Source organism: Levilactobacillus angrenensis, from assembly GCF_003946085.1.
In the GTDB taxonomy this organism is placed as follows: Bacteria; Bacillota; Bacilli; order Lactobacillales; family Lactobacillaceae; genus Levilactobacillus; species Levilactobacillus angrenensis.
In genome coordinates, this window is sequence record NZ_RHOB01000016.1 from 17,476 (window position 1) to 29,338 (window position 11,863).

The following is an 11,863-nucleotide window of genomic DNA, read 5'->3' on the forward strand; positions in this document are numbered from 1 at the left end:
GGAGCGATAATCGTGAAATCAACTGTTCAAACGCAACGCTGGTACGGTTACTTCTTTATCGGGCTGAGTGTTGTCGCACTAGGACTGACTGGCCTACTGGCAATGCCACTGATTGACCGGGCCTTACTGTTGACGACGGCTTTGACCTTACTGGTTTACGGGCTGACCTATCAACCGCAGATCAAACGTGGCTGGTGGCGCCTATTACTGGTAGTGAGCCTGATTGTCGGGGTCGTTGACGTCGCTTTGACGTTAACGGTGGCACCGGTCTTATTGACGGCACTGTTCAGCTTTGCTTTACCGTTTGCATTTTTAAGTGTTCTCTTAGGCTACCTGAAGCGGCGGGTGCACGCTTAATCTGGTGAGTCGAAAAAAAACTGGTTTCTGGGCGAAATGTCCCAGAACCAGTTTTTTGTTTATCCAAATAAGGTGACCAGAATATCCCAAGTCATGTGCGTGGCAATGCCGGGCCATAACGACCGGCTTCGAGCATACAGCCAGCCGAACAGCAGGCCCAAGATGAAGACCGAGAGGAGATTGCTGATCCAAACGCCAACGCTCATCGCCGGCACGGTCGTGAGGTAACGAGGAATATGCATGCTGGCAAAGGCCAGGGCTTGTAGCACGTTGGCCTTACCTAGCGAGAATTTTTGTAAGAGGGCGTTTAAGAAATACCCGCGGAATAAAAATTCTTCCGTGACCCCCACGACTAGAAAATACCGACCCCAAAATTGTGGCTTGAAATTGGCCGCCACGGTCAAGCCGTGATGGACCAGCCAAAACTGGGCCAATAAGTAGACCACGATGATCCCCCAGACCAGGTAGCCAGCGCCAAATCGCCAAGCTGGTCGCCACTGTTCGGCGTTACTGAGGCTGAGGTTACCGGGGCGGGCACGCTTGAGCAACCACCAGGCGGCCCCTAGCCAAACGATCAGCTTGATGGCATCCAGTGCAATCTCTTGTGGCCAGCCACTGAGGTGCTGCTCGATGGGGGTGTTGGCCCCGATTTGAACGACCAGCCAGATGAACCAAAATACAATGAACTGTCCAGCTAGCCGTCGATTTGATACGGGTTCTGACATACAGCACACTTCTCTCTTAATAGGTTAAGTTAAGTTTAAGCCAAGATGGGACAGATAAACGTAAAGATTCTCTTAGGTTTCTGAACCACTACGAATAGCGGCGATTTGACGTACATGTTATCACTGTTTACTTTAAATGTAATCAGTGATAACATAAGGATAAACACAGGGATACCCACATTTGAGAGGAGACTTTAATCATGACGAAATTACCTTATCATCGGCAGAACTTAGCCACACTGATCCAGCAACAAGCGCGCCAACAATTGGAAGAACAGGGGGCCGAAAAGCTATCTTTGCGGCAGATTGCCCGGTTTTTGGCGGTGACCCCCGCGGCAGTCTACCGGCATTTCCCTGACAAGGCTAGTTTGCTCGCAGCGTTGCGGGTTGAAATTACCGAGGAGCTCGCAGCGGCGTTGCGAGCTGGCGTGTTGGATTCGGCTGATGCAACGGCCATGCTACAACGGATGGTCAGCAATCTATTGGCCTTTGCGGCGGCTCACCCACGAGCAGTTCGCTTCGTGTTGACCGCACCGTTAGCGGCCCCCCAAAGCCTGACGACCGTGTTGGCCCTGGTCAATGCCCAGCGCCAGGTCACTGGCTCACCAACCGATACTACGGCGGTGTGGACTTTGTTAGTGGGGGTGTTGTGCCAGTTGCCGAACCCCCAGCTGACGGCTAAGTGGCTGACGACACAGGTGCTGAGCTTGTTGAATCACGAGTGAAAAGCTCCTTGTGAATAATGAGCATGAATAGGCCTGCATATTGTGATTTATTCACTGCTAGGACGGGAAGCCACTAATGGCAAGGCTTTAGCCACATCGTTACCTTAAAAAGAAGACAGCGTTGTTGTCGAAATAAATTAAATTATAATGAGAAAAATGACAAGACATTTAGATTCTCCCATGGTACACTGAAACCAATTAACGACGGGAGGCTTGGCTATGGACAACACACAATCAGCATTTTTAGCTTTGGTGAAACAGGTAAGTCTTGTTCGCATGAATCTCACGCTGCTGGGGTGGGATACACGCACCTACCTGCCACCAGCCGGGACTGATTTTCGCGGCGAACTGACGGCATCCTTGAGTGCTCAGGAGTTAGCGTTGAGCGCGGGGCCACAGATGGGGGAAATGGTCGCTTACTTTACGGCACACCCAGATGAATTGGATACCCAAGCGCAGCAGGTCTTACGCCTGGTCAAACGTGATTACGAGTTGAACCACGAGATTGACGCGGCCGATTACGCCGATTATCAGCGCACGTTGACACACGCCCAGGGTGTTTGGGAGACGGCCCGCGACGCGCAGGACTTTTCCTTATTACAGCCGGATCTGGAGAAAATCGTGGCCATGCAAAAGGCCTTCATTCCCAAATGGCGTCACGGGCAGGCCACGGCTTATGACGTCTTGCTCGACCAGTATGAACCGGGGATGACGGTCGCCCAGTTGGATTCGATTATGGCGACGTTGAAGGCCGGTATCAAGCGAATCCAGGACTGCCTGCAAACGCAAGGGGTGGTCCCCCGGGCTGATTTCATGAGTCGGGCGGTCCCCGAAGACTTACAAGAGCAGCTGGTCCGAACCGTCGTGCAGCGCTTGGGCTACGACTTTTCTAAGGGTAACTTATCCCGAAGCACGCACCCGTTCACGGTCCCGCTCGACCGCAACGACGTCCGCATCACCAACCGCTATGACGTGCACGCCTTTCAAATGTCACTGTTAGGCGGCATCCATGAAGCGGGTCACGGACTGTACATGCAAAACTTCAATCCGGCCTACGACTACACGCCGTTAGCGGACGCGCCGTCGATGGGGCTGCACGAATCGCAGTCACTGTTCAACGAAATCTTTATCGCGCGGAATCCGGCCTTTTGGCAAGGTGAATACGCCCGCTTCCAACAGGCGACGGGAACGATTTTTGCGGACATTGATGAGCCGACCTTCTACCGCGGTTTCATGACGACGCAGCCCACGCTGATTCGGACCGAGGCCGACCCGTTGACGTATCCGCTGCACATCATCGTGCGCTACGAGCTGGAAAAGGGCCTGTTCAATGGTGAGACCACGGTCGCTGAATTACCGGCGTTGTGGCGGCAAAAATACCAAGATTACCTGGGCATCACGCCGCCTAACGACACGGTGGGGGTCCTTCAAGACATCCACTGGGCTGGCGGTGACTTTGGCTACTTCCCGACGTACTTGCTGGGTCAATTGTACGCAGCCCAGTTCATGCACACCATGAGCCAAGAATTACCAGTGGCCGATATCCTGCGTAGTGGCGACTATCAGCAAATCACGCAGTGGCGGCGCGAAAGGATCCACTGGCTCGGGGCCAGTGTGACGCCGCAACAGCTAATCCAAAAAGTCACCGGTGAGCCCCTGAATCCGCAGTACTGGCTAGATTGGATGACCCAGACCTTTAAGACGGCTTATCAGGTAACTGACAAATAGCTTTACTTCCTAAAAGTAAGTGGTACACTAGTCATATAAGTTTTAAGGAAACTACTACCCATTACCGGGAAACTATTCTAAAGTGAGGTTATTTAATCTATGGAAACCAAATTTAGTGAATTAGCCAAAAAGCGTCGCAGTATTTACGCCCTAGGACGCAACGTGCAGCTGTCTCAAGACGAATTAGTCTCATTGGTCAAGGACAACGTCAAGAACGCGCCAACGCCGTTTAACAACCAAACGACGCGGGCCGTGATCTTATTCGGGGCGTCACACGAAAAGCTGTGGGACATCGTCATCGACCGCTTGAAACAAGAGGTGCCCGACGAGGCCGCATTTGCCAAGACGACGGCTAAGATCAATAGTTTCAAGGCAGCCTTTGGGACGGTCCTGTTCTTTACCGAAACCAAGACGGTCAAGGAATTCGAAGACAACTTCCCACTGTATGCGGACAACTTCCAAGACTGGTCCGAACAAGCCCAAGGTAGTGCGCAGTTCTCCGTGTGGACCGCGCTGGCCGAAAATGGGTTGGGCGCCAACCTGCAACACTACAACCCGCTGATCGACGACGAGGTGCGGGCTGCCTTCAACTTGCCAGCTAGCTGGCATCTCCGGGCTGAAATGGACTTCGGGTCCATCGAAAGTCCAGCTGGGGACAAGGACTACATGGCCGACAGTGACCGGTTCTTGGTCTTCAAGTAAATTTAAGCAAATCACAAAAGGGCTCTCGAGTCACGTCAATTGGCGTGTTCGGGAGCCTTTTATGATTTCACAGACACTTCCAGCGTTTTCAATGGGGGAGTTATGCTAAAATGAAAGCGGGTCACATCGGCGTTAGTTTGGTGATGTGCGGATGGGGACCCAGCGGCTCATGGCGAAGCGTGCTGCGCCTAAAAGTCGCGGTCAACTAGGGTGCCTCGACTTTTAGGCCGGACACTGAGGAGGTCAATTTCGTTATGGAAAAACGTATCGCAATCATTGGCGGTGGCATTGTCGGGGCGACCGCTGCCTATTATCTCAGCATTTTACCCGGCAGTGAACAAACGCAAGTCACGTTGTTTGATGACGGCACGGGACAGGCCACGACGGCTGCGGCGGGCATCATTTCGCCCTGGCTGTCCAAACGCCGGAACCAACGCTGGTACCGTTTGGCGAAGGCCGGCGCGGCGCTGTTTCCTGAATTAATGCACCGGGCACGATTGGGCACGGACGTTTATCAACAGACCGGGACCATCGTGACGCGCGAGGTCCCCACGGATCTGGAGACGCTGTTTGACTTGGCACAAGAACGCCGGCAAAGCGCGCCGACCATGGGACAAGTCACTACGTTAACGGCCGCTGAAGTGCAGGCCAAAGTGCCTCTGTTGACGAATCCACAGCCCGGGGTCTTCATCTCCGGCGGTGCACGCGTAGACGGAGCCACGTTAGTCAATGGCTTGTTGGCTCAAGCAACGGCTAAGAACCTGACGATTCGCCACGAACGGGTCAGCTTCACCTCTGACGGGCAAGTCGTCACCTCGATGGGCCCACGGCAATTTGACCGGGTCATCGTCGCGGTCGGCGCGTGGCTCAAAGAAGTCGTGGCGCCTTTAGGGGTGACTGCGGCGGTGCGGCCACAAAAGGGCCAGCTGATCGAATTAAACGTCAAGGACTACCCGCTTCAAGAAAATATGCCCGTCGTCATGCCTGAAGGCGAACGCGACTTTGTGCCATTTGGTCACGGCAAACTGATCGTGGGGGCCACCCATGAGGACGACGGTAAGTTTAATTTGGCCGTAGACCCGGCCGTGACGCAAGACCTGCTGGGCAGTGCCCAACGCCTCATGCACGACGTTACGGCGGATAACATCACCGCCGTACGGGTCGGCACGCGGGCCTACACACCAGACTTTGCGCCGTTCTTTGGCCCGATTCCGGAACACGAAGCGATCCTAGTGGCTTCCGGGTTAGGCTCTTCTGGTCTGACGACGGGGCCAGAAATTGGTCGGCTCTTGGCGGGGTCTGCGCTTTACGGCGGGACGCCTGACTGGAGCGAGTATGAATTGCCGCTGACGACTTATTTAACGTCTTCAGCGGAATGAAGTGCCTGATTGGCTAAGGTGTGGGCACCACGGTTTTCCCGTTCCGGGACCCACTGCGTTAAGACCAACTGGAAGGGGTCCTGGACGGCTAGCAAGGCGTCGACCCACAGCTGGTAGTGCTTGGCGTAGCGCTTGGCCACACTGTCACTAACGATTTGACTGTCGGTGTAAAAGAGGACGGTCGTGGCCGCGGGCTCCGCCGTCAGGGTCAACAAGTGTTCAAAGCCGATTCGGGCGATCTCGAATTCGGCCGTGTGGTTGGTCGTGGCCGTGAGCACGGTCTTGAGTTGCGTTTGGTGGTGGTCTTGAATGATCAAGATGCCGCCCGCACTGAGGCCGGTTTGCGGTTGCGTGGCCGCATCAGTATAAAGAGAAAACAAAGAATCACTCCAATCTTTCGTGAGGTGTTTAAATTAATGATAACCCAGGAACGACGATTTTTGTATCAACCCAACCCCTTGAGTAGCATCATCAACTGGAGCTGGACGCTGATGGTCCTTTTCATGGGCGCCATCTTCTGGCTAGAGGTCACGCATTTTAACTGGTACACGCTGGGCTTCTTTGCGGCCTTTGCCTTCTTGTGCTGGTTGGAGATTCATTTTCGAAACATCACCATGGCCAACGGCGTGTTGACCGTCAGTACGGTCTTGAATCATCACCGGTTAGTCATACCCTTGAATAAGGTGCGTAACGTCCAACAGTCGCGTTATCGGCTGGGTATCGTGGCGCAGGGAAAAATCTATCAGTTCCTGTTACCGCGGAACTCGGCGATTGAACTGGCCGGTCTATTGCGTGAAGCGATGGCCGCCAATAGTGTGAAGGAGGAAAATTAGTGAGTAGCGATATTGAGATTTCACAAGCAACCCCGTTAGAACCTATTGAAAAAATTGCGGCCAAGGTCGGCTTGACCCCCGAACAGATCGAACCGTACGGCCATACCAAGGCTAAGATCGACCTGCCACTGACCGGGCAACACACCCCGGGCAAGTTGGTCTTAGTCACGTCGATCAACCCGACGCCCGCTGGTGAGGGCAAATCCACGGTCGTGGTCGGCTTGGGCGATGCCTTGAACTTGTTGGGCCACCAGACCGTGTTGGCCTTGCGGGAACCGTCGATGGGCCCCGTCATGGGGATGAAGGGTGGCGCGACCGGCGGCGGGTACGCCCAAGTCGCCCCGATGGAAGACATCAATTTGCATTTTACCGGGGACATGCACGCCTTGACCGAGGCTCACGATACCTTGGCGGCTCTGATCGACAACCACATCCAGCAGGGCAACGCCTTGAACTTGGACCCGCGGCAGATCGTTTGGAAACGGGTCTTAGACATCAACGACCGTGAATTACGTCAGACCGTGATCGGTTTAGGCGGTCGGACGTCGGGGATGCCCCGCCAAGACGGCTTTGACATCACTGTGGCCAGTGAATTGATGGCCGTGTTGTGTCTGAGTGAGGACCTGGCTGATTTGAAACGGCGGGTCAACCGCATCTTAATTGGCTACACCTACGACAAGGAACCCGTCACGGTCGCCGATTTACAAGTTGGTGGCGCGATTACGTTATTGTTGAAGGACGCGCTTAAGCCCAACCTGGTCCAAACGTTGGCCCACAATCCCGCCATCATCCACGGCGGGCCATTCGCCAACATCGCTCACGGCTGTAACTCAGTGCTGGCCACCCAAACGGCCCTGCAGCTGGGGGACTTCGCCGTGACGGAAGCCGGCTTTGGGGCCGACCTCGGGGGCGAGAAGTTCATGGACATCAAGACCCCCGTGTTGGGACAAACCCCCGACGCCGTGGTCATCGTCGCCACGGTCCGGGCCTTGAAGTATAATGGCGGCGTCAAACGTGCGGATTTAGAAACGGAAAACGTGGCGGCACTTCAGACCGGTAGCGCCAATTTGAAACGCCACATCGCCAGCATGCAGCAATACGGCGTGCCCGTGGTCGTGGCTATCAATCGCTTCACCAGTGACACTGACGCAGAAATTGCGGCGTTGACCGCTGACGTGGCTGCGCTGAACGTGCCGGTCGCCACCACGACCGTTTGGGCCGATGGTGGGGCGGGAGCGACGGACCTGGCCGAAAAGGTCGTTGCCGCGACCCAGCAACCGAAGCACTTCACTCGTTTAGCCCCGGCTGGTGCGGACCTGATGACGCAGATGACGGCCATCACCCAGAAAATCTATGGTGGTGCCAAGGTCGAATTATCCGCGAAGGCTGCCCGGCAGTTGAAGACGCTCGCCAAGCACGGTTGGGACAAGTTGCCCGTCTGCATGGCTAAGACCCAGTACTCGTTGACCGACGATGCTCATCAATTGGGCGCCCCCAGTGACTTCACGATTCACGTGCGCGAATTTGCGCCCCGACTCGGCGCTGGCTTCGTGGTCGCCTTGACCGGTAACGTCTTGACCATGCCTGGCCTGCCGAAACACCCGGCGGCCTTGGACATGGACATTGATGCCAACGGGAAGATCACGGGACTATTTTAAAGAATGTTAAGCCAAACAAACGGACTAGAGAGGATGCTCTCGGGTCCGTTTTTAGTTAGGTTGCTAAAAGATGAAAGCTGAAAATCAGCTATAAGCACTGTCACCACGCAACTCACAGCATAAAAATTAGTTGTTGACAGCATCCTAGCGAGGACTGGCCGGTTACCGTCCGCCAACTATGGGTTGGAACGCGATGGTCGGACCGAGCCGAGCCCTGAGCCTAAGGAACGGTCTCGGCCTCGCTTTGAGACGCGGACTCTCGGCTACTAGAGTATGTACTAGTAACTATCTGCTTAGCCCCAGGTAACAGCTGATCCGGCTATTGATCTCTAATACCGGGTTGCTGATAATCACCAACCCGCCGGAGACAGACAGAGATGGAGCCAGCTGTGACGACGGTGTTGGCTGAGGTCTTTTCTCAGCCTACAGCGTGCGGCGACTTTGGAGACTGGCGAGTTTTGCCAGGCTTCAAAGCGAACCGGAAGCCCGCTTTTCAGACTGGAGGTGTCCGCCATAGCAGGCGGAATCTCTGGCTGACGCAGGCTCCTGGATTCGCTAATTTTAGTGAACAGAATACTGTCGTTCCGGGAATCAACGTGTTAATTCTAGGTTACTTATGGCTGAATAAAGTGAGTCGCGAGGTCCAGCACCGTTTCTCTGGCCTGACCGTCGAGTCTGTGGCTGGCGCCTGGCAACAGGTGGTAGACACTGTGTTGGTAAACGTCGTGATACCGCTTAGAAGCCAGCGGGTCAACGATTTGGTCGGCATCCCCGTGAATCAGGCAAACGGGTCCGGTGAAGGCTTGCGCGGTTTCATAGATGGGCAGGAGTTGGGCCGTGCGCAAGTAAAAGCCGCCTAACGTCAAGCTATCACTCAGCGGCAAAGTCGCCGGAATGTGGTGGGGGTCGTAAACGAGACCGCGCGTGTGCCCGGCGATGGCGTCATCTTTGAGTGTCGCCGCGGGGGCCATTAAGACCAGCTTGTGGATGACATCGGCTTGGTAACCGGCCAACATGCTAGCGACGACCCCACCTTGCGAGTGGCCAAGCAGGTCGATGTGTTGGGGAGCCAGCCGCGTTTGGACCGCCGCTAAAACGGCTTGGGCATCCGCAATCTCGTTGGGCACGGTCATGTCGACAAAGGCGCCATCGCTGTGTCCGTGGCCGTTAAAGTCAAAGCGCACGGTCCCGACACCGACTGCTCGCAGCCGAGTCGCCAACTGAACCAACAGGGCGGATGCGTCGTAGCCACGATTGCCGGTAAAGCCGTGCATCAAGATGGCAATGGTCCCATTCGGGTGCTCGGCGGGTTCATAAATGCCAGCTAAGTTCAAGCCATCGCGTTTAACGTTAAATTCCATGGAAAAAGACCTCCAGTTTGTTAAGGATTACTATGAAACTCTGCGCAGACGCTGTCAAGGTGGCTGAGTGGGTGAACTGAGAGCAGTTCAGTCGTAGCGTCGATGAGCGGCCAGAGAGAGACCGTGTTGCTAGAACGCCTCGCCTTCACTAAGTACTAACGAAATTCCCCGCGATTTTGTGACCACCAATTCGTGAACTTAAGAAAAACTTAGAAAAACGTCCACCCAATTAATTTTTATCAGCAGGAAATCGCCGAAACCCGCGTTTTTCTGGTATACTTTTCGGTAACGACTTATAGGAAAGGTGTTCCGGACTTTATGCTGATTGCAGATACACTTTTAATCGTGCTGCTGGTCGTTATCGATCAGTTGATCAAGCACGCGGTGGTGGCTAATATCGCCCTGGGTGGCGAGCACCCCTTGATTCCCGGGCTCCTGTCACTGACCCATTTGCGCAACAATGGTGCGGCCTGGAGCATTTTACAGGGCCAGATGTGGTTCTTTGCCGTCATTGCCGTGTTGGCCTTGGGCATCATGGGCTACTTCTTTTGGCAATACCGCCGGCAGGGCGATCACTGGGTCGAAGAACTGGGGTTGGCCCTCATGATGGCCGGGACCCTGGGTAACTTCATTGACCGCTTGACGCAGGGGTACGTGGTCGACATGTTTCAGCTCGACTTCGTTAATTTCCCCATCTTTAACTTTGCCGACAGCTGTTTGACGGTCGGCGTGATTTTAATTGCGATTGGCGTGTACCTCGCTGATCGCCGGGAGGCACATTAATGCAAGAATCAGAATTTCAAGTGACGACGACGGAACGGTTGGATAAATTAGTGGCGGATAACGTGGCCACGATTTCCCGTTCCCAGGCGAAAAACGCCATTGAGGCCGGGCAAATCACGGTTGATGGTCAACCAGCCAAGCCCAAGGACAAGCCCAAGGCCGGCGCGACCATTCACGTGGCCTTACCGGACCCGCAGCCACTGGACTTGGCGCCAGAAAATATTCCGCTAGACATCGTGTATGAAGACGATGACGTGTTAGTCGTCAACAAGCCCCAGGGGATGGTCGTGCATCCCGCACCGGGCCACCCCAATCATACGTTGGTCAACGCCCTGCTGTATCACAGTCCGCTGTCCAGCATCAATGGGACCTTGCGCCCGGGCATCGTGCACCGCATCGACAAGGACACATCGGGGCTCTTGATGGTCGCTAAAAATGACCACGCCCACCAAAGCCTGTCCGCACAGTTACAGGCCAAGACCAATCTGCGTGAGTACGTGGCGATTGTGCACGGTAACTTCAAGGAAGAAGAGGGCACCATCAATGCGCCACTCGGCCGCTCACCTAAGGACCGTAAGAAGCAAGCCGTAGTCGCGGATGGTCGTCCCGCCATCACCCATTTTCGGGTACTGGAACGCTACGGCAACTACACCTTAGTGGCTTGCCGGTTGGAAACGGGCCGGACGCACCAAATCCGGGTGCATATGGCCTACATCAACCATCCGGTCGCGGGCGACCCCTTGTACGGGCCAAAGAAAACACTGAAGGGTGCCGGGCAATTCTTACACGCTCGGGAGCTGGGCTTCAAGCAGCCGACGACGGGCGAACAGTTGACCTTCACCGCTCCGGTGCCCGCCAACTTTGCCAAGGCGGTGCGACATTTGCGCCAACAAGCCGGATTACCGGTTGACAAAGTTATCTAGATTTTTTAAGCTAAACACAATCAGATAAACGGGTTTGCCGAATCAGGCGGGCGGGTTTCTTCACCATTTTGCCGAAGAAACGCGCCCGTTTCCTGCACTTACGCTAACGCCGTGAAACTTTTAAGGAGGAAATACAGATGGCAAAGGTAGTTGTGGACGCAATGGCAATGCAACGGGCCCTGACCCGGATCACTTACGAAATTATCGAACGCAACAAGGGTGTTGATGATCTCGTCATTTTAGGTATCAAGACGCGGGGGGTCTACTTAGCGCGACGGATTGCTAGTCGCTTGCAACAACTGGAAAATGTCTCGGTCCCAGTCGGCGACTTAGACGTGACCCCGTATCGCGACGACATCGATCACGATGCCCAAGGCGAACCAGAAGTCACGGCCACGAACATCGATTTTTCGGTTGAAGGTAAAAAAGTCATTTTGGTCGACGATGTCTTGTACACCGGCCGAACGATTCGTGCGGCCATGAGTGCCATCATGGACCTGGGCCGACCGACCAGCATCAATCTGGCCGTCTTGGTCGATCGGGGTCATCGGGAATTACCGATTCGCGCCGACTTTGTGGGCAAGAACATTCCCAGCTCCCAACGTGAACGGATCAAGGTTTCCGTCAGTGAGATCGACGACCGCGATGCAGTGGAGATTCAACAAGCATAGAACTGGTAAAGGGGCCGA

13 protein-coding genes are annotated in these 11,863 nt (G+C 54.8%); 10 read left to right on the forward strand and 3 right to left on the reverse strand.

What is annotated here, in order from left to right; translation table 11 throughout:
• Nucleotides 1-12: 12 nt before the first annotated feature.
• Entirely contained in the window at nucleotides 13-357 is a 345-nt protein-coding gene (locus EKM83_RS09765) for a hypothetical protein (protein ID WP_125576920.1), read from the forward strand.
• A gap of 59 nt (nucleotides 358-416) precedes the next feature.
• Here the strand turns inward: EKM83_RS09765 and EKM83_RS09770 are convergent, their stop codons facing one another.
• Nucleotides 417-1,082 carry a CPBP family intramembrane glutamic endopeptidase gene (locus EKM83_RS09770; protein WP_125576922.1) on the reverse strand — a complete coding sequence of 222 codons (666 nt, stop codon included), beginning with the start codon at nucleotides 1,080-1,082 and terminating at the stop codon, nucleotides 417-419.
• A gap of 200 nt (nucleotides 1,083-1,282) precedes the next feature.
• On the opposite strand from EKM83_RS09770, the gene EKM83_RS09775 reads away from it, so the two are divergent.
• From EKM83_RS09775 to EKM83_RS09790, 4 genes are all read left to right on the forward strand, one after another.
• The gene (locus EKM83_RS09775; protein WP_125576924.1) at nucleotides 1,283-1,807 is read left to right on the forward strand and encodes a TetR/AcrR family transcriptional regulator; all 525 of its coding nucleotides are present in this window, start codon (nucleotides 1,283-1,285) and stop codon (nucleotides 1,805-1,807) included.
• Nucleotides 1,808-2,026: 219 nt separating this feature from the next.
• The gene (locus EKM83_RS09780) at nucleotides 2,027-3,535 is read left to right on the forward strand and encodes a carboxypeptidase M32 (RefSeq protein ID WP_125576926.1); all 1,509 of its coding nucleotides are present in this window, start codon (nucleotides 2,027-2,029) and stop codon (nucleotides 3,533-3,535) included.
• A 99-nt stretch (nucleotides 3,536-3,634) separates the two neighbouring features.
• Nucleotides 3,635-4,237: a nitroreductase family protein gene (locus EKM83_RS09785; RefSeq protein ID WP_125576928.1), complete on the forward strand. Its 603-nt coding sequence runs from the start codon at nucleotides 3,635-3,637 to the stop codon at nucleotides 4,235-4,237.
• A 254-nt stretch (nucleotides 4,238-4,491) separates the two neighbouring features.
• Entirely contained in the window at nucleotides 4,492-5,616 is a 1,125-nt protein-coding gene (locus tag EKM83_RS09790; RefSeq protein WP_125576930.1) for an NAD(P)/FAD-dependent oxidoreductase, read from the forward strand.
• Here EKM83_RS09790 and EKM83_RS09795 read toward each other — a convergent pair.
• Entirely contained in the window at nucleotides 5,592-5,996 is a 405-nt protein-coding gene (locus tag EKM83_RS09795; RefSeq protein ID WP_125576932.1) for a ribonuclease HI family protein, read from the reverse strand. The genes EKM83_RS09790 and EKM83_RS09795 overlap by 25 nt on opposite strands.
• Before the next feature lie 36 nt (nucleotides 5,997-6,032).
• Here EKM83_RS09795 and EKM83_RS09800 point away from each other — a divergent pair, with 36 nt between their 5' ends.
• Entirely contained in the window at nucleotides 6,033-6,449 is a 417-nt protein-coding gene (locus EKM83_RS09800; RefSeq protein ID WP_125576934.1) for an EbsA family protein, read from the forward strand.
• A complete protein-coding gene (locus EKM83_RS09805; protein WP_125576936.1) occupies nucleotides 6,449-8,107 on the forward strand; it encodes a formate--tetrahydrofolate ligase in 1,659 nt (552 codons plus the stop codon). Before EKM83_RS09800 ends, EKM83_RS09805 begins: the two co-directional genes overlap by 1 nt.
• Nucleotides 8,108-8,721: 614 nt before the next feature.
• Here the strand turns inward: EKM83_RS09805 and EKM83_RS09810 are convergent.
• The gene (locus EKM83_RS09810) at nucleotides 8,722-9,468 is read right to left on the reverse strand and encodes an alpha/beta hydrolase (protein ID WP_125576938.1); all 747 of its coding nucleotides are present in this window, start codon (nucleotides 9,466-9,468) and stop codon (nucleotides 8,722-8,724) included.
• A 318-nt stretch (nucleotides 9,469-9,786) separates the two neighbouring features.
• On the opposite strand from EKM83_RS09810, the gene lspA reads away from it, so the two are divergent.
• From lspA to pyrR, 3 genes are all read left to right on the forward strand, one after another.
• Complete coding sequence (gene lspA, locus EKM83_RS09815; protein WP_125576940.1) at nucleotides 9,787-10,251, forward strand: signal peptidase II; 465 nt, start codon at nucleotides 9,787-9,789, stop codon at nucleotides 10,249-10,251.
• Entirely contained in the window at nucleotides 10,251-11,174 is a 924-nt protein-coding gene (locus EKM83_RS09820) for an RluA family pseudouridine synthase (protein WP_125576942.1), read from the forward strand. The genes lspA and EKM83_RS09820 overlap by 1 nt, the downstream gene beginning before the upstream one ends.
• Before the next feature lie 137 nt (nucleotides 11,175-11,311).
• A complete protein-coding gene (gene pyrR, locus EKM83_RS09825; protein ID WP_125576944.1) occupies nucleotides 11,312-11,845 on the forward strand; it encodes a bifunctional pyr operon transcriptional regulator/uracil phosphoribosyltransferase PyrR in 534 nt (177 codons plus the stop codon).
• Nucleotides 11,846-11,863 lie beyond the last annotated feature (18 nt).